The sequence below is a fragment of the Streptomyces sp. MK7 genome (assembly GCF_032658145.1).
GTDB classification, from domain to species: domain Bacteria; phylum Actinomycetota; class Actinomycetes; order Streptomycetales; family Streptomycetaceae; genus Streptomyces; species Streptomyces spiralis.
Window position 1 is genome coordinate 15,205 of the sequence record NZ_JAVACL010000014.1, and the last position, 22,467, is coordinate 37,671.

23 protein-coding genes and 1 tRNA gene are annotated in these 22,467 nt (G+C 69.8%); 14 read left to right on the plus strand and 10 right to left on the minus strand.

Annotated elements, in window-relative coordinates:
- The first annotated feature begins 32 nt into the window (after window positions 1-32).
- The 8 genes from R2S09_RS17570 to R2S09_RS17605 all read left to right on the plus strand — a co-directional run bounded on the left by R2S09_RS17570 (window position 33) and on the right by R2S09_RS17605 (window position 6,651).
- A complete protein-coding gene (locus tag R2S09_RS17570; RefSeq protein ID WP_306185914.1) occupies window positions 33-893 on the plus strand; it encodes a hypothetical protein in 861 nt (286 codons plus the stop codon).
- 15 nt (window positions 894-908) lie between these two features.
- A tRNA-Gln gene (locus R2S09_RS17575) sits at window positions 909-981 on the plus strand.
- Between the two features lie 112 nt (window positions 982-1,093).
- A complete protein-coding gene (gene glmU, locus R2S09_RS17580) occupies window positions 1,094-2,542 on the plus strand; it encodes a bifunctional UDP-N-acetylglucosamine diphosphorylase/glucosamine-1-phosphate N-acetyltransferase GlmU (RefSeq protein WP_316741953.1) in 1,449 nt (482 codons plus the stop codon).
- A 148-nt stretch (window positions 2,543-2,690) separates the two neighbouring features.
- On the plus strand, window positions 2,691-3,665 hold the full coding sequence (locus R2S09_RS17585) for a ribose-phosphate diphosphokinase (RefSeq protein ID WP_306185910.1): 975 nt from the start codon (window positions 2,691-2,693) through the stop codon (window positions 3,663-3,665).
- Window positions 3,666-3,872: 207 nt separating this feature from the next.
- A complete protein-coding gene (locus R2S09_RS17590; RefSeq protein WP_306185908.1) occupies window positions 3,873-4,469 on the plus strand; it encodes a 50S ribosomal protein L25/general stress protein Ctc in 597 nt (198 codons plus the stop codon).
- 88 nt (window positions 4,470-4,557) lie between these two features.
- Window positions 4,558-5,163, plus strand: a complete 606-nt coding sequence (gene pth / locus R2S09_RS17595) for an aminoacyl-tRNA hydrolase (RefSeq protein WP_316741955.1) — start codon at window positions 4,558-4,560, stop codon at window positions 5,161-5,163.
- A 53-nt stretch (window positions 5,164-5,216) separates the two neighbouring features.
- Window positions 5,217-5,780: a hypothetical protein gene (locus tag R2S09_RS17600; protein ID WP_399144050.1), complete on the plus strand. Its 564-nt coding sequence runs from the start codon at window positions 5,217-5,219 to the stop codon at window positions 5,778-5,780.
- Window positions 5,781-5,916: 136 nt separating this feature from the next.
- Entirely contained in the window at window positions 5,917-6,651 is a 735-nt protein-coding gene (locus tag R2S09_RS17605) for an LPXTG cell wall anchor domain-containing protein (protein ID WP_316741958.1), read from the plus strand.
- A 79-nt stretch (window positions 6,652-6,730) separates the two neighbouring features.
- Here the strand turns inward: R2S09_RS17605 and ppc are convergent, their stop codons facing one another.
- Window positions 6,731-9,460, minus strand: a complete 2,730-nt coding sequence (ppc, locus tag R2S09_RS17610) for a phosphoenolpyruvate carboxylase (protein WP_306185899.1) — start codon at window positions 9,458-9,460, stop codon at window positions 6,731-6,733.
- 364 nt (window positions 9,461-9,824) lie between these two features.
- On the opposite strand from ppc, the gene R2S09_RS17615 reads away from it, so the two are divergent.
- From R2S09_RS17615 to R2S09_RS17630, 4 genes are all read left to right on the plus strand, one after another.
- Window positions 9,825-10,835, plus strand: coding sequence for a fatty acid desaturase (locus R2S09_RS17615; protein ID WP_306185897.1), 1,011 nt, complete (start codon window positions 9,825-9,827; stop codon window positions 10,833-10,835).
- Entirely contained in the window at window positions 10,832-11,506 is a 675-nt protein-coding gene (locus R2S09_RS17620) for a TetR/AcrR family transcriptional regulator (protein ID WP_306185895.1), read from the plus strand. The genes R2S09_RS17615 and R2S09_RS17620 overlap by 4 nt, the downstream gene beginning before the upstream one ends.
- A 61-nt stretch (window positions 11,507-11,567) precedes the next feature.
- Complete coding sequence (locus R2S09_RS17625) at window positions 11,568-11,819, plus strand: type II toxin-antitoxin system Phd/YefM family antitoxin (protein ID WP_306185893.1); 252 nt, start codon at window positions 11,568-11,570, stop codon at window positions 11,817-11,819.
- Window positions 11,816-12,064: a type II toxin-antitoxin system RelE/ParE family toxin gene (locus R2S09_RS17630; RefSeq protein ID WP_306185891.1), complete on the plus strand. Its 249-nt coding sequence runs from the start codon at window positions 11,816-11,818 to the stop codon at window positions 12,062-12,064. The genes R2S09_RS17625 and R2S09_RS17630 overlap by 4 nt, the downstream gene beginning before the upstream one ends.
- Here the strand turns inward: R2S09_RS17630 and R2S09_RS17635 are convergent.
- Together R2S09_RS17635 and R2S09_RS17640 are read right to left on the minus strand one after the other, a co-directional pair.
- A complete protein-coding gene (locus tag R2S09_RS17635) occupies window positions 12,039-12,419 on the minus strand; it encodes a glyoxalase (protein ID WP_306185889.1) in 381 nt (126 codons plus the stop codon). The two genes, R2S09_RS17630 and R2S09_RS17635, sit on opposite strands and share 26 nt — an antisense overlap.
- Window positions 12,420-12,422: 3 nt before the next feature.
- Complete coding sequence (locus R2S09_RS17640) at window positions 12,423-13,274, minus strand: trans-aconitate 2-methyltransferase (protein WP_306185887.1); 852 nt, start codon at window positions 13,272-13,274, stop codon at window positions 12,423-12,425.
- Window positions 13,275-13,353: 79 nt separating this feature from the next.
- Here R2S09_RS17640 and tamR point away from each other — a divergent pair, with 79 nt between their 5' ends.
- Window positions 13,354-13,851, plus strand: a complete 498-nt coding sequence (tamR, locus tag R2S09_RS17645) for a MarR family transcriptional regulator TamR (RefSeq protein ID WP_030163987.1) — start codon at window positions 13,354-13,356, stop codon at window positions 13,849-13,851.
- Here the strand turns inward: tamR and R2S09_RS17650 are convergent.
- A complete protein-coding gene (locus R2S09_RS17650) occupies window positions 13,810-14,592 on the minus strand; it encodes a response regulator transcription factor (RefSeq protein WP_306185884.1) in 783 nt (260 codons plus the stop codon). The genes tamR and R2S09_RS17650 overlap by 42 nt on opposite strands.
- Before the next feature lie 291 nt (window positions 14,593-14,883).
- Here R2S09_RS17650 and R2S09_RS17655 point away from each other — a divergent pair, with 291 nt between their 5' ends.
- On the plus strand, window positions 14,884-15,327 hold the full coding sequence (locus tag R2S09_RS17655; RefSeq protein ID WP_316741962.1) for a GNAT family N-acetyltransferase: 444 nt from the start codon (window positions 14,884-14,886) through the stop codon (window positions 15,325-15,327).
- Window positions 15,328-15,637: 310 nt separating this feature from the next.
- Here R2S09_RS17655 and R2S09_RS17660 read toward each other — a convergent pair whose 3' ends face one another.
- The 6 genes from R2S09_RS17660 to galT form a co-directional block, all read right to left on the minus strand.
- Window positions 15,638-16,294 (minus strand): hypothetical protein, encoded by a 657-nt coding sequence (locus tag R2S09_RS17660; protein WP_316741964.1) that lies wholly within the window; start codon window positions 16,292-16,294, stop codon window positions 15,638-15,640.
- Window positions 16,287-18,458, minus strand: coding sequence for a hypothetical protein (locus R2S09_RS17665; protein WP_316741966.1), 2,172 nt, complete (start codon window positions 18,456-18,458; stop codon window positions 16,287-16,289). The genes R2S09_RS17660 and R2S09_RS17665 overlap by 8 nt, the downstream gene beginning before the upstream one ends.
- A gap of 5 nt (window positions 18,459-18,463) precedes the next feature.
- On the minus strand, window positions 18,464-18,910 hold the full coding sequence (locus R2S09_RS17670) for a hypothetical protein (protein ID WP_306185877.1): 447 nt from the start codon (window positions 18,908-18,910) through the stop codon (window positions 18,464-18,466).
- A gap of 286 nt (window positions 18,911-19,196) precedes the next feature.
- Complete coding sequence (gene galK / locus R2S09_RS17675) at window positions 19,197-20,369, minus strand: galactokinase (protein WP_306185875.1); 1,173 nt, start codon at window positions 20,367-20,369, stop codon at window positions 19,197-19,199.
- Entirely contained in the window at window positions 20,369-21,337 is a 969-nt protein-coding gene (galE, locus tag R2S09_RS17680) for a UDP-glucose 4-epimerase GalE (protein ID WP_306185873.1), read from the minus strand. The genes galK and galE overlap by 1 nt, the downstream gene beginning before the upstream one ends.
- Window positions 21,334-22,395 (minus strand): galactose-1-phosphate uridylyltransferase, encoded by a 1,062-nt coding sequence (gene galT, locus R2S09_RS17685; RefSeq protein ID WP_316741967.1) that lies wholly within the window; start codon window positions 22,393-22,395, stop codon window positions 21,334-21,336. Before galT ends, galE begins: the two co-directional genes overlap by 4 nt.
- Window positions 22,396-22,467 lie beyond the last annotated feature (72 nt).

A 22,467-nucleotide genomic window follows, 5' to 3' on the forward strand; every position in this document is an offset into this window, starting at 1 on the left:
GGAAGCAGACATTCCATCCGGACGGTATGCCCATGGCACATTCATTCGGCAGGTACGCCGACTTCGAGGGGCTGCGGGAGCGGGCGGTCGCGCTGCGGCGGGCAGGACTCAGCCGACGGCAGATCCGGGACCGGCTCCACGTCGACAACAACGACATCCTCAACCGACTCCTGGAGGGCGAGCCCGCCCCGGAGTGGACCAAGCGCCCGAACGCCAAGGACGACCTGCGCGCCAAGGCACGGGAGCTTCGCCTCCAGGGTTGGACCTACGACCAGATCCAGGTGGAGCTGGGGTGCTCGAAGAGTTCGATCTCGCTGTGGGTACGGGATCTGCCGAAACCGGAGCGCCGGGACCCGTCAGAGCAGGCGAAGCTCGCGGCACGGAAAAGGTGGGAGCACGAGCTGGCGGTGCGGGACGAGGCACGACAGCAGACCAAGGCCGCTGCCGCCCAGGAGATCGGAGAGATGTCAGACCGAGACCTGTTCATGACCGGCGTCGCTCTTTACTGGGCAGAGGGGACGAAGGACAAGCCCTACGACCGCCGAGAGACCGTCATCTTCGTCAACAGCGACCCCGGCGTAATCCAGCTCTACCTCGCTTGGCTGAGCCTGCTGGGCGTTGAGCCGGAGCGCCTGCAATTCCGCGTGATGATTCACATGACAGCAGATGTGGAGGCAGCCAGGCGTTACTGGGCCGCGCTGGTCGGCGTCGACGCAGCCACGTTCCAGAGGACGACGATCAAGAAGCACAACCCGAAGACCGTGCGCAAGAACGTGGGCGAGAACTACCGGGGCTGTCTCGTGATCCGCGTATCGCAGGGCGCGGAGCTCTACCGCCGCATCGAGGGATGGTGGACCGGATTGGTGGCCCAGGCACCGTCACGTCTCCGGTAAGGTCTGAGGCAGTGATCCGCCATGGGGTAACTGGTAGCCCGCGGGCCTTTGAAGCCCTGTAGTGCTGGTTCGAATCCAGCTGGCGGAGCTGCTTGGTTCGGGTCCTGCCCCCCACGGGTCAGGACCCGCTCTCGTCTCCCCCTCCCCGCGCCCCGCTATCCTGCGGATGTCCACCCCACCCAAAAGCCGAAGGGCATCCCGTGAGCGCCATTCGCCCGGCAGCCGTCGTCGTTCTCGCAGCGGGTGAGGGCACCCGTATGAAGTCGGCCACACCGAAGGTCCTGCATGAGATCTGTGGCCGTTCCCTGGTCGGTCATGTGCTGGCGGCCGCGCGCGAGTTGAAGCCCGAGAACCTCGTGGTCGTGGTCGGGCACGCGCGGGAGAAGGTGACCGCGCATCTGGCGGAGGTCGACCCCCAGGTCCGTACCGCCGTGCAGGAGAAGCAGAAGGGCACCGGGCACGCCGTCCGCATGGGGCTCGAGGAGCTCGGCGGGGCCGTCGACGGGACCGTGGTCGTCGTCTGCGGGGACACCCCGCTGCTCACCGGTGAGACGCTGCGGCAGCTGGCCGCCACGCACGGCGAGGACGGCAACGCCGTCACCGTGCTGACCGCCGAGGTGCCGGACGCCACCGGGTACGGCCGGATCGTGCGCGACGGCGACAGCGGTGCCGTGACCGCGATCGTGGAGCACAAGGACGCCACCGAGGCCCAGCGGGCGATCCGGGAGATCAACTCCGGGGTGTTCGCGTTCGACGGGCGGCTGCTCGCGGACGCGCTGGGCAAGGTGCGGACGAACAACAGCCAGGGCGAGGAGTACCTCACCGATGTCCTCGGGATCCTGCGTGAGGCCGGTCACCGGGTCGGGGCCTGCGTGGCCGGCGACCACCGGGAGATCGCGGGGATCAACAACCGTGTGCAGCTCGCCCAGGCCCGGCGGATCCTCAACGACCGGCTGCTGACCGCCGCCATGCTCGCCGGGGTGACCGTCGTCGACCCGGCGACCACCTGGGTCGACGTGACCGTCACCTTCGGGCAGGACGTCACCGTCCTGCCCGGCACCCAGCTGCACGGCTCGACGCATCTGGCCGAGGGCAGTGTGGTCGGCCCGAACAGCCGGCTGACCGACACCCGGGTCGGGGCGGGGGCGCGGGTGGACAACACCGTCTCCGACGGCGCCGTGGTGGGCCCGGAGGCGTCCGTGGGGCCGTACGCCTATCTGCGGCCCGGCACGCGCCTCGGGCTGAAGTCCAAGGTGGGTACGTACGTCGAGACGAAGAACGCCGCGATCGGCGAGGGGACGAAGGTTCCGCACCTGTCCTACGTCGGTGACGCCACGATCGGCGAGTACACGAACATCGGTGCCGCGAGCGTGTTCGTGAACTACGACGGGCAGGACAAGCACCACACCACCGTCGGGTCGCACTGCCGTACCGGTTCGGACAACATGTTTGTGGCGCCTGTCACGATCGGGGACGGCGCGTACACGGCCGCCGGGTCCGTGATCACGCGGGACGTACCGCCCGGTTCGCTGGCCGTGGCCCGTGGTCAGCAGCGGAATATCGAGGGTTGGGTGGCGCGCAAGCGTCCGGGGAGCGCGGCGGCGAAGGCGGCCGAGGCGGCGTCCGGGAAGGGTGAGGGCGAGGTCTGACCGGACACGAGTGCGTCAAACACGGCGTACCGTGATAAGTGCATACCCGCACCCCCACCAGCTGAGACGGCCTCTCGCCCACGGTCTGACACGGCTCATGAGGTCATCTCGACATCCAGCTGCGAACACCCTCTGAGGAGACACTGCTGTGACCGGGATCAAGACGACCGGCGAGAAGAAGATGATGTTCTTCTCCGGCCGCGCCCACCCCGAGCTTGCCGAGGAAATCGCCCACGAGCTGGGTGTCGGGGTCGTCCCGACGAAGGCGTTCGACTTCGCGAACGGCGAGATCTACGTGCGCTATCAGGAGTCGGCCCGTGGCGCGGACTGCTTCCTGATCCAGAGCCACACGGCTCCGATCAACAAGTGGATCATGGAGCAGCTGATCATGATCGACGCGCTGAAGCGCGCGTCGGCCCGTTCCATCACGGTCATCGTGCCGTTCTACGGTTACGCGCGGCAGGACAAGAAGCACCGGGGCCGTGAACCGATCTCGGCGCGTCTGGTGGCGGACCTGATGAAGACGGCCGGTGCGGACCGGATCCTCGCGGTCGATCTGCACACCGACCAGATCCAGGGCTTCTTCGACGGGCCGGTGGACCACCTGTTCGCGCTGCCGCTGCTGGCGGACTACGTGGGCAGCAAGGTGGACCGTTCGAAGCTGACGGTGGTGTCGCCGGACGCCGGCCGGGTGCGGGTGGCGGACCGCTGGGGCGACCGGCTGGGTGCGCCGCTGGCGATCGTGCACAAGCGGCGTGACAAGGACGTGGCGAACCAGGTCACGGTGCATGAGGTCGTCGGTGATGTGAAGGGCCGTATCTGCGTCCTGGTGGACGACATGATCGACACGGGTGGGACCATCTGTGCCGCCGCCGACGCGCTGTTCGCGCACGGTGCGGAGGACGTCATCGTGACGGCGACGCACGGTGTGCTCTCGGGTCCGGCCGCGGACCGGCTGAAGAACTCGAAGGTGAGCGAGTTCGTGTTCACGAACTCGCTGCCGACGCCGGGTGAGCTGGAGCTGGACAAGATCACGGTGCTGTCGATCGCGCCGACGATCGCGCGGGCGGTGCGCGAGGTGTTCGAGGACGGTTCGGTGACGAGCCTCTTCGACGAGCAGTAACGATCACTCTGTGACCCTTCGCGGGCCCTCGTAGATCGTTTTGGGTACGGCCTCCCTCTTTCGAGTAGACTGCTGCAGTTGCTCGGCGAGGGAGGCCGTGGCCGTCTTCGGACGGATACGGCGGTCCGTAATCGACGCGCTCTTCGTAGCAGGCCGTTCGTGTGGCCGGGTGACCACGTCCCCTACTTTCTACGAGGAGTGAGAAGCATGTCCGAGGTGAAGCTCGCCGCCGAGACCCGCACCGAGTTCGGCAAGGGTGCCGCGCGCCGCATCCGCCGTGACGACAAGGTCCCGGGTGTTCTCTACGGCCACGGCTCCGAGCCGCTGCACCTGACGCTGCCGGGCCACGACCTGCTGATGGCGCTGCGTACGCCGAACGTCCTGATCTCCCTGGACATCGACGGCAAGACCAACGAGCTGGCGATCCCGAAGGCCGTGCAGCGCGACCCGCTGAAGGGCTTCCTGGAGCACGTCGACCTGCTGCTGGTCAAGCGCGGCGAGAAGGTCACGGTCGAGATCCCGGTGCAGACCGAGGGCGAACTGGCCCCGGGCGGCAACCTGCTGGAGCACGTCCTGGCCGCGCTGCCGGTCGAGGCCGAGGCCACCCACATCCCCGAGGCCGTGACGGTGTCCGTGGAGGGTCTGGAGGCCGGTGCCTCTATCCACGCCAAGGACATCACCCTGCCGAGCGGTGTGACGCTGGCCGTCGAGGAGGACGCGGTCGTCCTCCAGGTCCTCCAGGCGCAGGCGGAGGAGGCCGCCGAGGGCGGCGAGGCCGAGGGCGAAGAGGCCGCGGAGGCCTGATCCTCAGCCGATCGTCGTTTCGCAGGCCGCTGCTTCCCGTACTCCGGTAGGGGGAGCGGCGGCCGGCGCGTATCAAGGAGAAGCAGACGTGACCACCCCGGCGAGTTCCGCGAACGCCCCCTGGCTGATCGTCGGCCTGGGCAATCCCGGACCGGAGTACGCCATGAACCGGCACAACGTGGGGTTCATGGTGGTGGATCTGCTGGCCGACCGTATCGGGGGCCGGTTCAAGCGGGCCAGCAAGGCGCAGGCGCAGGTGGTGGAGGGCCGGATCGGTCCGCCGGGCCCGGAGAGCCGCCGGGTGGTCCTGGTGAAGCCGATGTCGTACATGAACCTGTCGGGCGGTCCGGTGAACGCGCTGCGGGACTTCTACAAGGTCCCGGTGGCGAACATCGTGGCGATCCATGACGAGCTGGACATCGACTACGGCACCCTGCGGCTGAAGCTGGGCGGCGGCGACAACGGGCACAACGGCCTGAAGTCGATGACGAAGGCGATGTGCGCGGACTACCACCGGGTGCGGTTCGGGATCGGGCGTCCGCCGGGCCGTATGCAGGTGGCGGACTTCGTGCTGAAGGACTTCTCGGCTGCGGAGCGCAAGGAGCTGGACTACTTGGTGGACCGGGCGGCGGACTCGGTGGAGTGTCTGCTGGCGGAGGGGCTGGAGCGGGCGCAAAGCGCGTACAACTCCTGACTTGTCGGGCCGCCGGACTCCTCGGGAGTTGACCGGGTGCAGGGGTATGGCCAATGATCCCGGCCATGCCTGCCGCCGCAGCCACCGCCCGTAGTCGTTCCCGTCAGGCCCGTACGACCCGCAAGCCCGGCCGCACGAACCGCAGGCCCGCCCGTACGGCCTCGTTCGCCGCGCTGCGGTTCGGGCGGGTCGCCACGATGGGCGCGGTCACCGTGCTCATTCTGATCGCCGGTGTGTGGGCGTCCTGGAGCACCGCGCCGTACGTGATGCTGACCAAGGGGCGGGAGCGCGGGACGGTCGAGGTGACGCGGTGCGCCCACGACACGTGCAGCGGTCCGTACACGCCCCTGTCGCCGGGCTCGACGGCCCGGGACCGGGTGGAGATCGGCTCGGCGGTGGTGCACAAGGGGCGGACGTACAGCGTCGTGGTGAAGCCGGGCACCGACCAGGTGCTGCGTTCGGGCCCGGCCGGGATCCTGTACGCGTGGGCCCCGCTGGGCGGTGCGCTGCTGCTGGCCTCGGTGGTGGTGGCGGGCGGGCTGCGGCTGACCCGGGCCGCGTGGGCGCTGGCCGGGTCGGGCGTCGCACTGCTGACGGCGGCTTTTCTCGTGCTTTGACCGGGCTGGGACGGCGCCGTGCCGCCAAGGGCCGTCTTTGTTCCCGCTTTGTGATTGACGGGGCTGGGGGTGCTGCTGGGATGCTGAGCTGCCCCCTCCACATCTTCCTGTCCGCTTATTGAAGATGGACTGCCCCATGCGTACCCTGATCCGCGCCGGCGCGCTGACCGCCGGTGTCTCGGCGGCGCTCGCGATCGCTCCTCTCGCGCACGCCGCCTCGCAGAACTCCCACCCCGGTGACAACGGCACCGTGAAGATCCACGACGCGAAGACCGGCGAGGAGCTGCGCCGGAACGAGCCGCACGTGTGCACCTTCTACCTGGACGCCTTCGGATTCGACGGCGGGCAGAAGGTGGACTGGCACATCGAGACGTGGGCGCCGACCGACGCCGTGAAGGGCGACACCGTGAAGTCCGGCGACCTCACCCTGGACGCCCGCGGCCACGGCCGCACGGAGGATCTGTCGCTGCCCGACGGGCACTACAAGCTGTTCTGGAACTTCGACGGCGAGAACGGTCGCGCGAAGCACAAGGTGTTCTGGACGGACTGCGCTCCCGGCAACGGCGGTTCCGGCTCCACGCCGAGCGGGCCCGGCTCCACGCCCGGCGGACCCGGCTCCACGCCGAGCGGTGCCGGCACGCCCACCCCGGGCACCTCCGCGTCACCGACCGCGGAGGCGACCTCCTCGGCCCCGGCCTCCTCGGGCGCGGCTCCCGCCGCCTCGTCGTCGCCGTCCGCGCAGGGCGGCGCGAGCGGCGGCCTCGCCGAGACGGGCAGCAGCGCCCCGGTGGGTCTGCTGTCGGGCGTCGCGGCCGCGCTGGTCGCGGCGGGTGGCTTCCTGGTGCTGCGGCGCCGGGCCCGCCGCGGCTGACACGACGGAACGGACATGAGGGTGGGCCCGGGATCCGCGTGGATCCCGGGCCCACCCTCATGTGGTCCGGCGGCCCTGGTCAGCCGGTGTTGCGCAGGCCGGCCGCCACGCCGTTGACGGTCAGGAGCAGTGCCCTGGACAGCAGCGGGTCGGCCTCCTCGCCCGCTGCCACCGCGTCGCGCTGCCGCTTGAGCAGGGCGACCTGGAGGTAGGAGATCGGGTCGAGGTAGGCGTCGCGGATGGCGAAGGTCTGCTTCAGGACGGGCTGGGCGTCGAGGAGTTCCCGCTCACCGGTGACCTTGAGGATCTCGGTGACGGTCAGCTCGTGCTCGGCCTTGATGACGTCGAAGACGTGCCGCAGTTCGTCGGGGACGAGGGTGTCGACGTAGTGCTGGGCGATGCGCAGGTCGGTCTTCGCGAGCGTCATCTCGACGTTGGAGACGAAGTTGCGGAAGAAGTGCCACTGTTCGTGCATCTCGTCGAGCACGGTGTCCAGTCCGGCCTCCCGCAGCGCCTTGAGTCCGGAGCCGACGCCGAACCAGCCGGGGACGATCTGCCGGGACTGGGTCCAGCCGAACACCCAGGGGATGGCGCGCAGGCCGTCGAGTGAGACGCCCGAGCCGGGGCGACGGGAGGGCCGGGAGCCCAGGTGCAGTTCGGCGAGCTGGTCGACCGGGGTGGAGGCGAGGAAGTACGTCGGCAGGTCGGGGTCCTCGACGAAGGCGCGGTAGGCGGCGTGGGCGGCGTCGCTGACCACGTCCATGGCCGCGTCCCAGCGGGCGAGGGCCTCGGTGGACTGGCGGGGAGCGGTGTGCAGGGCGGAGGCCTGCAGGGTGGCGGCCACCGTCAGTTCCAGGTTCTCCCTGGCCAGCGACGGGATGAGGTACTTGTCGGAGATGACCTCGCCCTGTTCGGTGACCTTGATCTCGCCCTCGAGGGTGCCCCATGGCTGGGCGAGGATGGCGTCGTGGGTGGGGCCGCCGCCGCGGCCGACGGTGCCGCCGCGGCCGTGGAAGAGGCGCAGCCGTACGCCGTAGCGGTGGGCGACGTCGCGCAGCCGGCGCTGGGCGCGGTGGATCTCCCACTGGGAGGTGGTGATACCGCCGAACTTGGAGGAGTCGGAGTAGCCGAGCATGACCTCCTGGACGTCCCCGCGCAGCGCGACGAGGCGCCGGTAGGACGGGTCGGAGAGCATGTCCTCCAGGATGGTGTCGGCGGCCTTGAGCTCGTCGGTGGTCTCCAGCAGCGGCACGATGCCGATCCTCGCCCAGCCGGCGTGCAGGTCGAGCAGTCCGGCCTCGCGGGCGAGGACGGCGGCGGCGAAGACGTCGTCGGCTCCCTGGCACATGGAGATGATGTAGGACTCGATGACCTCGGGCCCGAAGACCTTCAGGGCCCGCTTGATCGTCTCGAAGACGCCGAGGGTCTTGGCTCCGGCGGCGTCGACCGGGGCCGGGGTGGGGGCGAGCGGGCGGCGGGACCTGAGTTCCTTGGCCAGCAGTCTGGTGCGGTACTCGCGGGGCATGTCGGCGTAGCGCCAGGACTCCTCGCCGAGCCGGTCGAAGAGCTGGCCGAGGGCGTGGTGGTGGGCGTCGGCGTGTTCGCGGACGTCCATGGTGGCCAGCTGGAGGCCGAAGGCGGCCAGGGTGCGGATGGTGCGGGCGAGACGGCCGTCGGCGAACAGGCCGCCCCGGTGGGCGCGCAGGGAGTCCTGGAGGAGGCGCAGGTCGGCGATGAGCTCGGCGGTGCCGAGGTAGTCGCGGCCGGCCACGTGGGGGGTGCCCTTGGCGAGGCGCTGCTTGGTGTTGACGAGCTTCTGCCGGATGCAGGTGGCCTTGAGCCGGTAGGGCTCCTCGGCGTTGAGCCGCTTGTAGCGGGGGCTGATCTCGGGCAGGTTGTCGAGGTCGGCCTGGAGGGAGGCGAGCAGTTCGTCGGTGGCGCCGCTGTAGCGGATGGAGTTGGACAGGAATCCGCGCAGCTCGTCGATCATGTCGAGGGCGTCGTTGATGCCGTGCTCGTGCTGGAGGATCAGCACGTCCCAGGTGACGTCGGGGGTGACGTTGGGGTTGCCGTCGCGGTCGCCGCCGATCCAGGTGCCGAAGGTGAGGGGGCGGGTGTCGTCGGGGAGTCTGACGCCGACGCGCTCCAGTTCCGCGGTGAGGTCCTCCAGGACGTCGCCGACGGCGCCGGCGTGGAGTTCGTCGAGGTAGTAGATGGCGTTGCGGGCCTCGTCGGTGGGTTCGGGGCGGACGACGCGGAGTTCGTCGGTCTGCCAGACGAGGTCGATGTTCTCGGCCAGCCGGGTGTCCAGGCGGCGGCGGTCGGATTCGAGGACCGGGGTCTCCAGCAGCGCGGCGATGCGCCGGAGCTTGTTGAGGACGGAGCGGCGCGCGGCCTCGGTGGGGTGCGCGGTGAACACCGGCCGCACGTTGAGGTGCTGGACGGTCTGGCGCAGGTGTTCGGGGTCGGCGTCCTTGAGCCGGTCGGCGGTGCGGGAGATGAGGCCGCCCTCGGCGGCGCGGCGGGCGCGCAGTTCGCGTCCGCGGTGGACCTGCTCGGTGACATTGGCGAGGTGGAAGTAGGTGGAGAAGGCCCGGACCAGCTTGGCCGCGGTCTCCAGTTCGGTGCCACGCAGCAGTTCGGCGGCGGCGTCGCCGTCCTCACGGGTGAGGCGGCGGACCTTCTCGACCAGGTCGAGGAGCTCGGGGCCCTCCTGCCTCACCAGGGTCTCCCCCAGGAGGTCGCCCAGTCGGCGGATGTCGGCGCGCAGCTCGCTGCTGGTCGTCGTCTGGTCGTCGGCACTGCTCACAGGTGCGGCTCCTTGCAGTGATCAGTAGGTGCGTCGCCCCAGCGACTCCTTGGAAGGGTGGTGGTGGGCGACGGGTTGGATCGTCTGGCAGGGGGAACCCGGACGGGTGCCGCGCGGCGGCTGCCGCATACGGGCCGGGCATCCGGGAAGGAATCTTCAGAGCGGACCGCGCTGTCCGACCGACTCCAAGTCTAGGTGTCGGCTGGGACGCGCAGGCCAGGGGCTCTTGCCGCGCGGCGACGCGCTGCCATACTTACGTCGCCGTAGGTTACGGAACCGTAGGGAGCTGGTCGTTTCCGAAACCCACCGGCACCACCGGCACCACCGGCATCTGTCACGACCCTCGACCCCACAGGGGACGCCCATGACCACAAGCTCCTCCGATGTGCTCGACGACGCCCCGGAGGCGGCCGTCGGCGAGCTGCCCTCCGCCACCCTGGGCGGCGAGCAGAAGCGTTCGATCGAACAGATCACGCTGCTGCTGTTCATCACCGTTCCGTTCCTGGCGCTGCTCGCGGCGGTGCCGCTGGCCTGGGGGTGGGGGGTGAGCTGGCTGGACCTCGGTCTGCTGGTGTTCTTCTACTTCCTGGGCTGCCACGGCATCACGATCGGTTTCCACCGCCACTTCACGCACGGTTCCTTCAAGGCCAAACGACCCCTGAAGGTCGCGCTGGCGATCGCCGGATCGATGGCGGTCGAGGGCCCGCTGGTGCGCTGGGTGGCCGACCACCGCAAGCACCACAGGTTCTCGGACGCGGACGGTGACCCGCACTCGCCGTGGAAGTACGGCGAGACGATTCCCGCGCTGGTCAAGGGCCTGTTCTGGGCGCATGTCGGCTGGATGTTCGACGAGGAGCAGACCCCGCAGGAGAAGTACGCGCCGGATCTGGTCAAGGATCCGGTGATGCGGCGGATCTCCCGTCAGTTCGTGCTGTGGACGACTGCGTCGCTGGTGCTGCCGGCGCTGATCGGCGGCCTGGTGACGATGTCGTGGTGGGGTGCGCTCACGGCGTTCTTCTGGGGTTCGCTCGTCCGGGTGGCGCTGCTGCACCACGTGACCTGGTCGATCAATTCGATCTGCCACGCGGTGGGCAAGCGCCCGTTCAAGTCGCGGGACCGCTCGGGCAACGTGTGGTGGCTGGCGATCCTGTCCTGCGGCGAGTCCTGGCACAACCTGCACCACGCCGACCCGACCTCCGCCCGGCACGGTGTGGAGCGCGGCCAGCTGGACTCCTCCGCCCGCATCATCCGCTGGTTCGAGCAGCTCGGCTGGGCGTACGACGTGCGCTGGCCGTCACGCTCGCGTATCGATTCCCGGCGGAACACCGACGATCGTGGCTCCCGGCGCCGGAAGGAGACCGCCGAGGCGGCATGATTGACGCCGTGGCGACCGACTCCAGCACTCCCAGCAGCGACAAGCCGCGGCGCACCCGCCGCACCCGTATGACCGGTGCCGAGCGCCGCCAGCAGCTGCTGGAGATCGGTCGCACCCTGTTCGCGGCGAAGGGTTTCGAGGGCACGTCGGTGGAGGAGATCGCGGCGAAGGCCGGGGTGTCCAAGCCGGTGGTGTACGAGCACTTCGGCGGCAAGGAGGGCCTGTACGCGGTGGTGGTGGACCGCGAGATGCGGCGCCTGCTGGACATGGTGACCAGCTCGCTGACCGCCGGCCATCCGCGGGAGCTGTGCGAGCAGGCGGCCTTCGCGCTCCTGGACTACATCGAGGAGTACACGGACGGCTTCCGCATCCTGGTCCGCGACTCGCCGATCCCCCAGTCCACGGGCTCCTTCGCCTCACTGATCTCCGACATCGCCACCCAGGTGGAGGACATCCTGGGCCGCGAGTTCAAGTCCCGCGGCTTCGACCCGAAGCTGGCCCCGCTCTACGCCCAGGCGCTGGTCGGCATGGTCGCCCTGACCGGCCAGTGGTGGCTGGACGTGCGCCGCCCGAAGAAGGCCGAGGTGGCCGCCCACCTGGTCAACCTGGCCTGGCACGGCCTGGACGGCCTGGAGCAGAAGCCGCGGCTGATAGGGCACCGGAAGAGCTGAGACTCACCGGAAAAGGTGACACTAGTGGGCAGTCAGATGCACCTTGTGGAAACATAGCCGTATGACTCAGATCGCGATCAGTGCCGCCCGTTCCCAGCTCGGCGACCTCGTCCGACGTGCGGCGCACAGCCGCGAGACCATCGCCCTCACCGACCACGGTCATGTGGCCGCGCTCCTCGTCTCACCTCAGGTGATAGAGGATCTCGAAGACGCCTTGGCCGTCTCCGACTATCTGCGGCGCAAGGCCGAAGGAACGCTGGGCGAAGGCATCCCGCACGAGGAGGTCGGACGCATCCTGGGGCTGCGTCCGTGACCTACCGCATCATCTGGGAGCCGGGCGCCACGGACCAGGCCGTACGGTTCCTCAAGGACGATCCGACCGGGCTCGCGGCCGTCTACGAAGCCGTCGACGGGCTGGCCGAGACACCGCGCCCCGCCAACTCAACCCCTTATGGACCCCACATCCGCCGCCTACGCGTCGGCGATTACCGCGTCTTCTACGTCATAGAAGACGATGTGGTCCGCATCCTGATCACGCATCTGGGCCGGACAGCCTGACCGGCTCCAGGAACTCCAGCCGGTTGCCCACCGGGTCCTCGGAGTAGAAGCGCCGGTGGCCCGGCAGGTTGTCGTCCCAGGTGACCGGGGCGCCCCGCCCGGCCAGCCGGACGGCGTACGCCTCGATGCCCGTCACCTTCAGGCCCGGGTGGGCCTTCTTCGCGGGCCGGAAGTCCTTCTCGACGCCCAGGTGGAGCTGGACGGACCCGGCCTGGAACCAGCAGCCCCCACGCGCGGCCAGGGCCGGCGGCTTGGGGATCTCCGTCATACCGAGGACGCCGACGTAGTAGGCCCTCAGCTCGTCCTCGGAGCCGGGCGGGGCGGCGAGCTGGACGTGGTCGATGGCCGTGAGCATGGCCTACGCCTCCTTCACGGCGACCGCGAAGAGGCGGCGGAAGGGGAACGGGGTGCCGTGCGGACCGGCCGGGTAGGCCTCGCGCAGGGCGGCCCGGTACTCGGCGAGGAACGCCTCGCGGGCCTCCGGGTCGTCGGCGAGCGCCGTGAGGACGGGGCGCAGGCCCGTGCCCTTCACCCAGTCCAGGACGGGGTCCTGGCCGGTCAGCAGGTGGATGTACGTCGTCTCCCACACGTCGGCCGCGCAGCCCAGCCCGGTCAGCCGCTCCAGGTACGCCTCGGGGGCGAGCACCGCGTCCTCGTGCCGCAGCACGCCGCCGAGGCGGTCGCGCCAGCGGGCGGAGCCCGCGAGGTCGCGCATCAGCCGGTGACTGGGGGCGGAGAAGTTGCCGGGCACCTGGAAGGCGAAGACGCCGCCGGGCTCGAGGGCCGCCACCCAGTCGGCGAAGCGCTCCACGTGCCCCGGCACCCACTGGAGGGTGGCGTTGCTGACGATCAGGTCGTACGGCTCGGTGGGCGTCCAGGTGCGGGCGTCGGCGGCGGTGAAGTCGAGGCGGCCGCCGCCGGGCGTGGGGCCCTCGTGATCCACCACGGCCTTGTCGAGCATCTCGGGCGAGTTGTCGTAGCCGGTGATGTGCGCGGTGGGCCAGCGGTCCGCGAGGAGGACGGTGACGTTGCCGGGGCCGCAGCCGAGGTCCGCGATGCGGGGCGGGCGCGGGTCCGCGGGCAGGTCCGGGACGCGGGCGAGGAGGTCGGTGAAGGGGCGGGCCCGGTGGCCGGCGTGGCGCAGGTACTGGGCGGGATCCCAGGTGGGACTGTCGGCGCGGCGGGCACGGTGGGAGCTTTCGGCGGACATGACGGCCTCCTGTTTATCTCGACTCCAAGATAGTTGATATCAAGAGACTTCACGTCGACACAACCACTACACTGATCTCATGGAGGACGAGGTCGATCGGCTGGTCGCGGCGTGGCGGCGGGAGCGCCCGGACCTCGACGTGGAACCGCTCGAGGTGCTCAGCCGGGTGAGCAGGCTGGCCCGGCACCTGGACCGCGCACGCCGGCTGGCCTTCGCCGAGCACAGCCTGGAGCCCTGGGAGTTCGACGTGCTGACCGCGCTCAGGCGCGCGGGAGCGCCGTACCAGCTCTCCCCCGGACAGCTGCTGACCCAGACCCTGGTCACCTCGGGCACCATGACCAACCGCATCGACCGGCTGGCGAAGAAGGGCCTGGTGGAGCGGCTGCCCGACCCCAGCGACCGGCGCGGTGTGCTGGTCCGGCTCACCGAGGAGGGCCGCGACCGCGCGGACCAGTCCCTCGCGGGCCTGCTGGACCAGGAACGCGCGATCCTGGCCGAACTGTCCTCCGCCCAGCGCGCCGAACTCGCCGGTCTGCTACGCCAGCTGACCGCCCCGTTCGACAACATCCCCGGCTAGCTCGTCCCCGGCCAGGTCGACGGGCCCGACCCCGGCCCGGCGGGCCAGGGCGACGGCGGCGAGGGTGGAGTGCACGCCGAGCTTGCCCAGGACGTTCTGCATGTGCGTGCGCACGGTGTGCGGGGACAGGTACAGGCGCTCGGCGACGGCCTTGCGCCCCAGTCCCGCGACCATGCAGCGCAGCACCTCACGCTCACGCGGTGTCAGGGACTCCACCAGCCGTTCGCTCTCGGTGCGGTGCTTGCGCGCGGCGGTCAACTCCCGCAGGACGCCGGTGAGCAGGGCGGGCGGCAGATGGGTCTCGTCGCGCAGCACTCCGCGGATGACGGTGAGCAGCCGGGACAGCGAGCAGTCCTTGGCCACCCAGCCGCAGGCGCCGGCCTGAAGCGCGAGCGCGGCCCGGCGCGGGTCGTCCTTCTCGGCGAGGACGACGGTCCGCACTCCGGGATACGCGCCGCGCACGCCGGCGACCAGGGAGATCCCGTCCACCAGCCCGTCGGCGTTGCCCTCCTGGACGGGCACGGCGGCCCGGACCCCGGGCACGTTCCCGCCGAGATCGGCGTCGACGAGCAGCACGTCGAAGCGGCGGCCCTCGGCCCCGGCCCGCTCCAGGCAGCGCAGCGCCGTCGGCCCGGACCCGGCGGCGGAGACGTCGACGTCCGGCTCCGCGGCCAGTGCGGCGGCGAGCGACTCGGCGAAGATGCGGTGGTCGTCGACGACCAGAACGCGGATACGCACCACTGATACCCCCTTCCCCAAGCTCCTTGGCAGAGCAGGGGATTCCCATTGTCCCGAGACATCTGCAGCGCTGACCGCTCTCACCTGCGCGGGTACGACGCCCGGGGTGGGCGCCACCGCCGCACGGCCGCCGCCATGCGGAACTGTTACCCCCACTTCGGGCGTCGTACCCGGCTGTCTCGCCCCCTGATCGGCACCGGCCCCCACCGGCACCGCTCCTCAGAGTACGGCCGGGGGCCCGAAGGGGAAGGCGATTCGCAGAACTGACCGTCCGGCGCGTTTAGGGTGTGCCGCATGTTCCGTATTGAGGCAGAAGTCGACAGGCAGCGCCGCGATCTGCTCCGCTCCCGCCTCCGCGACACGAACACGGCGGCGTCCCCGGTCCTGGCCGCCCTGCGCGGAACCCCCGCCGAGCGCGAGACCCCCCTGCACGTCTGGGCCCTGGACGAGTCGGGCGACCTGGCCGGCGGCCTGGTCGGCCACACCTGGACGACCTGGCTGCACGTGGCCTACCTCTGGGTCGACGCCCCCCACCGAGGCGCACGCCTCGGCTCCCGTCTGCTCACCCGCGCCGAACGCATCGCCCACGACGAACGCGGCTGCCGAGGCGCCCGCCTGGAGACCTGGGACTTCCAGGCACCGGAGTTCTACCGCGGACACGGCTACAAGGTGGTCTGCGCCATCCCGGACTACCCGCCGGGCATCACGGAGTACACGCTGATCAAGCCGCTGCGCTGATGGGCGCTCAGTCCGGCGCCGTCGACGCCGGTGGAGGCGGAGGCAAAGGCGGGTAGGGCGGTCGGGGCGGGATCCGGTGTCGGGGCGGGCCGGACGGCGCGGGCGGAGGTGGCTGCGGTTCCAGCGAGCGCCGGGGCCGGGGCGCGGGCGGCCGGGGTATGAAGAGCGGAGCCGGGGCCGGAGGCGGCGGAGGGGGAATCAGCTCGTCCTCCGTCAGCACCGGACCTCCCGCCCGCCACCGCTCAACGGTCCGCTCGGCCCGGCGCCCGGCCCCGGCCGTCGAAGCGCGACCGGATCTCGTCGTCCGTCATCAGCGGTCCTTGTTGTAGCGGGGCAGTTCTTTGGGGAAGGCGCGGTGATCCCTGCACTCGGCCAGCTTGTAGGCGTGCTCGGTGAGCTGATAGGCAAAGTCGGTCAGGGCTTGGCGCAGCTCCTCACCGGTGGCCCTGCTCCTCCCGGTGACGCCTGCATCCGCCACCAGGGCATAGGCGTGTGACGCAGTGCCTTCCTGCACGGTCGCCGGCGCACAGGGGACGTACACGGAAGCAGAGCCTTTGTCACCGTCCGTCTGTGCCAATGCTTCGACTCCGCCTGCCGTGACCCTGACGACTTGGTGGCCCGCAAGACTCCCGTAGTGGTCCTCCCACGCTGTCCGGGACGAATCCCTCAGATCCACCTGCCCCGACAGAATCGAGTGACCGCTGGTGGAGACGCGGCACGCGAAGGAGAAGTGACGTCCCGCACCTCCTTGCTCCGACCACTCGTCCGCCGATCGCGCACGCGGCAGAGTCCGGATCACGATGTCCCGCTGCACCGCCGCGTCGCACACCTTGTCCGGGAGCAGGTACAGACCTTTTATGAAGAACAGGACGAGTCCGCCCCCCAGGAGCCCGAGGACCACCAGGGAGACGAGGAATCCCTTCACAGAATGAGTCACCCAGCCCCGCCCCGACACCCGTTCACTCATATTCGTCCTTGGAGCGGTTCAAGTAGTAATCGCTGTCTTTCCAACCATCGTTCACAGCCTGCCGGACCGAGTCTCCGATTCCGTCCTTCGGCAGGTCCACATGGTTGCGGGCCAGGGCGTCGTGCACCGACCACAACGTCTGCTGGCTGACCGAATCCCGCATTTTGAACAGGTCCTTACTGGACTGATACAGCGCCTGGTCCCTGGCGCCCTCGAGTTGCTGGCCTTCGATCAGGCGGTCAACGGCCCCACCGGCGACGGCTCCGGCCGCTCCGCCGACGACGGACCCCATGGCCTCACCGCCCAGATGCTCGGGGAGCTTCAAGCCGGTGAAAGCAATGTTGACCCAGGTCTTGGCGACATCACCCTTCTGTTTCAGGGAGTCGTTGTAATCCGTCTCATTATGGACGGCAGTACTGACTTCGGCATTCGCGGCGGAGTGCCCAACGATTCCCTCGATGATTCCCGCATTCCTGCCGATGTCTTCAAGTACCTGCTTCTGATCTCCGTCGAACAAGGAGGGGTTCGAGAGGTGCTCCTGCAGAAGGCTCCCGGTGTAGATGCTCTCTCCGTAGATGATCCCAGCCCGGCCGGCGGGATCTGCGGACGTGGCTGAAAGAAAGCGGGTGACATCCGTGAGGTCGAGCCCGGCGGGGGACTCACTCTTTGTAAGGAAGACACTCTCGGACTCAGAGCCCGCGAACGCGTGGCTGATCTCCGGCATATAAGCAGCCGCCATGTCCCCGAAGCTCTCGCCCAGCCCCTTGGTCACGAGGTCCGCGCCGCCGCCGGGCTGGGCCACCGCGCTCATGATGTTGCCCATGATCTTGACCTGGGCCGCGCTGTGCGGTGGGGCCATGGAGGAGGTGTCACCGTCGGCGATTCCGGTGACCGCGCTTTCCAGGGCGCGACCGAGGGAGGCTCCACGGTCGGTGAACCTGGTCGTGCCGAGCATGTGGTCCAGGTCCGACTTGGACGCGAAGGCGTGCTCGGCCGCCTCGGGGTTGTGGGAAAGGCCGTCGAACAGCCCCTCCAGCGGGTCCCGGCCGTTGCCGTCGCCGAAGACGAGGTCAACGGAGTCGTAGCCCTTGGTCCACAGGTCATGCGTGCCCGAGTCCCCCGCCGCCTTGTCCGCCTTGAACAACTTCTCCCGGTAGTCGTCGAGGAACTCGGTGTCGAACTGCCCCTGGTGCATGAGGCTGCTGATCACCTGGGCGCCGAGAGCGCCGACCGCGTTGGACGAACCAGCGGCGTGGAAGCTGGTGTTGCGCTCCGCGATGAGGTCATTCTTCCAGTGCTGCATCGCGTCCGAGTCCGAGAAGGACGCCGTGGCCAAAGTCAGGCCCAGGTTGGTCTGCAGGTCCTTCATCGTATCGAGTTCCGAACCCCTGGCGCCGGCGTGCCGGGACGCCATCGCGTTCCAGAACCGGAGCGTTCCCTTGGCGCCCAGGTTCTTGGCGAACTGCTCGGCGAACAGCGGGTCGTCGTGGTACTGCGCCATCGTGCGGTTGAAGGCGGCGATGTCGTCGAGGGACATCTTGTCCGGATTCTTGGCCATCCTTGCCAGCTTCTCCGCTGCGTCGACGGCCTTGGCCGCCTCGTCCCGGTCCGCATAGGAGGCGTCGGAGAACCCGTACTCCGCCTGGTCGACGAGGAGTCTGAGGGCCTTGGCGGCACTGCTGTCACTCTCCGTCGCCTTGGTCAGGATGCCTTCGATCTCTTTGCGGTAGGCATCGACCTTCGTCTGATCCGTCGCGCCGGTCTTCCCGCTGGGATCGGACGACCAGTCGGGACGGGTGTTTCCCATGACGGTGAACGTGCCGCCACCGGTGTCCACCACGGTCATGTTCTCGTCGTTGGCGCGCTTGATCGCGTCGTTCAGCTGGGTGCGGTAGCCGATGAGCTCACCGCGCGTGTCGCTGAGGATCTTGGTGATGGAGTCGGCCTGGGTGTGCGCGTCGGCGAACTCGGCGGCAGTCTTGTCGATGAACTCCCGGCTGACGGTGGCGTTGACGCCCGCCCACTTGGCCTTGTCGGCTTTCGCCTTGAGGTTGTCCTCGGCGTCCTTCTCCAGCTCGGCGAGCTTCTTCGTCATCTGTTCCCAGTCGGTGACCGCTTCACCGAGCTTGGCGAAGTTGCCGTGACGCAGAGCGTCGAGATCCATCGGCGTCAGTGGCCCTTCCGGTCGTCGAAGCCCTCGTCGAGCGTGACGATGCTGCTGACCGCACCGGCGATGTAGGTCTCGTCGGCCGCGTGCCGGTTCTTGGTGTACCGCAGGTGGTTGGAGATGTGGGCGCAGGCGTCCAGCAGCGTCTTCGTCTGCTCGCCCCAGTGCTGCGTCACATGGTCCAGCGCACTCCCCAAGTCGAAGCCCTGGCCCTTGAGCCCGCCCGCGGCTGCCTCGGAGGCCACGCGCGCGTGGCCGCTGTAGGTCGTGAAGTGGTCGAACAGCTCATGGGCCGCCTTGCCGACCGCTTCGAGGTCCTTGTGCCCTACGACGAGGTCTCCCTGGGTGCCTTCGCCTCCCTGGTCAGCCGGATACTGATTGAGTTGCATCCGTGTGGAATGGCGCTGCGCCACCCGGGCCTTCAGCTGTTCCCACTCTTCCCATGCCATAAGCGGCCTCCCCCGCACTTCCTGACATCCCGTCAGTCCTGCCGGATGGCAGGCGGGCATGACATTACCGGGGCTTGCCAAGTGCCTGGCGAGGCACGGTCCTTCGTGGGGTGGTTACTGGCCAGGCCCAGGAACGGCGGTCCGGGGCTTACACGTTGGTGGCGCAAGAGACCGACGCGCGCGGGATCCGATGCCGTCGGTCGAACCGGTGTGCGCTGATCGCCCGGAAGAGACTCTCGCGGGCGGCGCCGGGAGCTGGTCGGCGCCGCCGCGTGGTCGGCGGGTGTCAGGCCAGGCGCCGGGCCCCCGCCGAGGGGACTGCCTCGAAGGCTCGGGGGGCCGTGAAGCCGGCGCTCGCGAAGGCCTCCTCGATCGCCTTGGTGAGGGAGGACGCCTCCGTCTCCTCCGTGAGGACGATCGCCGAGCCGCCGAAGCCGCCGCCCGTCATCCTCGCCCCCAGCGCCCCCGTGCTCAGGGCCGTGTCGACGATCAGGTCGAGCTCCGGGCAGGAGATGCGGAAGTCGTCGCGCAGGGAGGCGTGGCCCTCGGTGAGGACCGGGCCGATCGCCCGGGGGTCGCCGGACTCCAGGAGGGACACGACTCGTTCGACGCGCCGGTTCTCGGTGACGATGTGGCGGACCAGGCGGCGGACCTCCTCCTCGTCGCCCAGCTGTTCCAGGGCCGCGTCCAGGCCGTCGTAGGGGACGTCCCGCAGGGCGTCCACGCCCAGCAGGGCCGCGCCCTTCTCGCAGCCGGCCCGGCGCTTGCCGTACTCGCCGTCGCTGTGGGCGTGCTTGACCTGGGTGTCCACCACCAGCAGGCACAGGCCCCGACCCGCGAGGTCGAAGGGGATCTGGCGCTGGGAGAGGTCGCGGGTGTCGAGGAACAGGGCGTGCCCGGCCTCGCAGCAGGCCGATGCCGTCTGGTCCATGATGCCGGTCGGGGCGCCGACGTAGACGTTCTCGGCGCGCTGGCACAGGCGGGCCAGCTGCCAGCCCTTCAGGCCCAGGGCACAGAGGTCGTTCAGGGCAAGGGCGACCACGACCTCCAGCGCCGCCGAGGAGGACAGGCCGGCGCCGGAGGGCACCGTCGACGTCAGGTGCACATCCGCGCCCGTCACCGCGTGGCCGGCCTCCCGCAGGGCCCAGACCACGCCCGCCGGGTACGCCGTCCAGTCCTTGTCGGTCCCGGGTGCCAGGTCGTCGACGCGCAGCTCGACGGGGCCGCCGGGCACGTCCGCCGAGTGCAGGCGCAGCACGCCGTCCTCGCGCCGCGCCACCGCGGCGATCGTGACGTGCGGCAGCGCGAAGGGCATCACGAAGCCGTCGTTGTAGTCGGTGTGCTCGCCGATCAGGTTGACGCGGCCCGGCGCCGCCCAGACTCCGTCCGGCTCGGTGCCGTAGAGAGCCGTGAAGCCTTCCCTGATCTCCCGGGTCCGCCGGGTCTCCTCCGCCGCCACTACTGCTCCCTCGCGGTGTGCTGCGCGAACTCCCAGGCGTCCGCGACGATGCCCGCGAGGTCCGCGCGGGACGGGTTCCAGCCGAGCTTCTCGCGGGCGGTGGCGGCCGAGGCGACCAGGACCGCCGGGTCGCCGGCCCGGCGCGGGGCCACGACCTCCGGGATGGGGTGGCCGGTGACCTGCCGGACCGTCTCGATCACCTCGCGGACGGAGAAGCCGTTGCCGTTGCCGAGGTTGCAGATCAGGTGCTCGCCCCGGACGGCGGCCTTCACGGCGAGCAGGTGGGCCTCGGCCAGGTCCGCCACGTGGATGTAGTCGCGGACGCAGGTGCCGTCGGGGGTGGCGTAGTCGTCGCCGTAGATCGAGATGGCGTCGCGGCGGCCCTGGGCGACCTGGAGGACCAGCGGGATCAGGTGCGACTCGGGGTTGTGGCGCTCGCCGTACGCGCCGTAGGCGCCGGCCACGTTGAAGTAGCGCAGCGAGACCGCGCCCAGGCCGTGCGCCGCCGCCTCGCCGGTGATCATGTGGTCGACGGCGAGCTTGGAGGCGCCGTAGGGGTTGGTGGGCTTGGTCGGGGCGGCCTCGACGATCGGGACCTGCTCCGGCTCGCCGTAGGTCGCCGCCGTGGAGGAGAAGACCAGCTTCTTCACGCCGGCCTCGCGCATGGCGCCGAGCAGGGCCATGGTGCCGCCGACGTTGTTGTCCCAGTACTTCTCCGGCTTCACCACCGACTCGCCGACCTGCGAGAACGCCGCGAAGTGCAGAACGGCGTCGAAGGAGGAGTCCAGCCACTTGGCGGCGTCGCGGATGTCGCCCTCGATGAAGACGGCGCCCGCGGGCACGCCCTCGCGGAAGCCCGTCGAGAGGTTGTCGAGCACGACGACCTCGTGCCCGGCCTCCAGCAGGTGCTGGGCCACCACGCTCCCGACGTAACCCGCGCCGCCCGTCACCAGGTACTTCCCGCTCATGAACTCGCTACCTCTCGCAGTCGCTCGGCCGCGCGCTCCGGTGGCACGTCGTTGATGAAGACGCTCATGCCGGACTCGGAGCCCGCAAGGAACTTCAGCTTGCCGGAAGTGCGGCGGATGGTGAAAAGCTCGAGGTGGAGGGCGAAGTCCTCGCGGACGACTCCGTCGAACTCCTCCAGCGCGCCGAACGGGGCCTGGTGCCAGGCCGCGATGTAGGGCGTCGGAGGCTCACCTTCGCCGAACAGCCGGTCGAAGCGCCTCAACAATTCCAGATAGACCCGGGGGAACTCCGAGCGGGTCGGCTCGTCCAGGGCGAGCAGGTCCGGGACGCGGCGCCGGGGGTAGAGGTGGACCTCGTAGGGCCAGTGCGCGGCGTACGGCACGAAGGCCACCCAGTGGTCGCTCTCCAGGACGATCCGCTCGTCGGCGAGCTCCCGGGCGAGGACGGCGTCGAAGAGGTTCTCCCCGCCGGTCGCGTCCTTGTGGGCGGCCAGCGACCGCAGCATCAGCGCGGTGCGCGGGGTGGTGAAGGGGTAGGCGTAGATCTGGCCGTGCGGGTGCCCCAGCGTCACACCGATCTCCGCGCCGCGGTTCTCGAAGCAGAACACCTGCTCGACGGAGGGCAGATGCGACAGTTCCGACGTACGGTCGGTCCAGGCGTCCAGCACCAGTCGCGCCTGCTCCTCGGTCAGGTCGGCGAAGGAGGCGTCGTGGTCGGAGGTGAAGCAGACGACCTCACAGCGGCCGGAGTCGCCGGCCAGCGACGGGAAGCGGTTCTCGAACACCACCACGTCGTACGCGGAGTCCGGGATCTCGGTCAGCCGCTCGCCCCGGGTGGGGCACAGGGGGCACTCGTCGGCCGGCGGGTGGTAGGTGCGGCCCTGGCGGTGGGAGGCCACGGCCACCGCGTCGCCGAGCAGCTCGTCCCGGCGGATCTCGGAGGTGGTGACGGTCCGCTCCAGGGGGCGGCGGTCGACCGCGTCGCGCACGGCGTCGTCCCGCAGGTCGTAGTAGATGAGCTCACGACCGTCGGCCAGTCGGGTCGAGGTCTTCTTCACTGTCGGACTCCCTACCGGATCCAGGTCCGCTCCGCACTCCATCACCCAACACAATCAAACATAACACATCAC

Bases quoted from the DNA above. Each gene is read 5' to 3' on its own strand.
- R2S09_RS17570 (WP_306185914.1), top strand. From the start codon at position 33: ATGGCACATTCATTCGGCAGGTACGCCGACTTCGAGGGGCTGCGGGAG.
- R2S09_RS17590 (WP_306185908.1), top strand. From the start codon at position 3,873: ATGTCCGAGGTGAAGCTCGCCGCCGAGACCCGCACCGAGTTCGGCAAG.
- R2S09_RS17600 (WP_399144050.1), top strand. From the start codon at position 5,217: ATGATCCCGGCCATGCCTGCCGCCGCAGCCACCGCCCGTAGTCGTTCC.
- R2S09_RS17605 (WP_316741958.1), top strand. From the start codon at position 5,917: ATGCGTACCCTGATCCGCGCCGGCGCGCTGACCGCCGGTGTCTCGGCG.
- R2S09_RS17615 (WP_306185897.1), top strand. From the start codon at position 9,825: ATGACCACAAGCTCCTCCGATGTGCTCGACGACGCCCCGGAGGCGGCC.
- R2S09_RS17620 (WP_306185895.1), top strand. From the start codon at position 10,832: ATGATTGACGCCGTGGCGACCGACTCCAGCACTCCCAGCAGCGACAAG.
- R2S09_RS17625 (WP_306185893.1), top strand. From the start codon at position 11,568: ATGACTCAGATCGCGATCAGTGCCGCCCGTTCCCAGCTCGGCGACCTC.
- R2S09_RS17635 (WP_306185889.1), bottom strand. From the start codon at position 12,419: ATGCTCACGGCCATCGACCACGTCCAGCTCGCCGCCCCGCCCGGCTCC.
- R2S09_RS17640 (WP_306185887.1), bottom strand. From the start codon at position 13,274: ATGTCCGCCGAAAGCTCCCACCGTGCCCGCCGCGCCGACAGTCCCACC.
- tamR (WP_030163987.1), top strand. From the start codon at position 13,354: ATGGAGGACGAGGTCGATCGGCTGGTCGCGGCGTGGCGGCGGGAGCGC.
- R2S09_RS17655 (WP_316741962.1), top strand. From the start codon at position 14,884: ATGTTCCGTATTGAGGCAGAAGTCGACAGGCAGCGCCGCGATCTGCTC.
- R2S09_RS17660 (WP_316741964.1), bottom strand. From the start codon at position 16,294: ATGAGTGAACGGGTGTCGGGGCGGGGCTGGGTGACTCATTCTGTGAAG.
- R2S09_RS17665 (WP_316741966.1), bottom strand. From the start codon at position 18,458: ATGGATCTCGACGCTCTGCGTCACGGCAACTTCGCCAAGCTCGGTGAA.
- R2S09_RS17670 (WP_306185877.1), bottom strand. From the start codon at position 18,910: ATGGCATGGGAAGAGTGGGAACAGCTGAAGGCCCGGGTGGCGCAGCGC.
- galE (WP_306185873.1), bottom strand. From the start codon at position 21,337: ATGAGCGGGAAGTACCTGGTGACGGGCGGCGCGGGTTACGTCGGGAGC.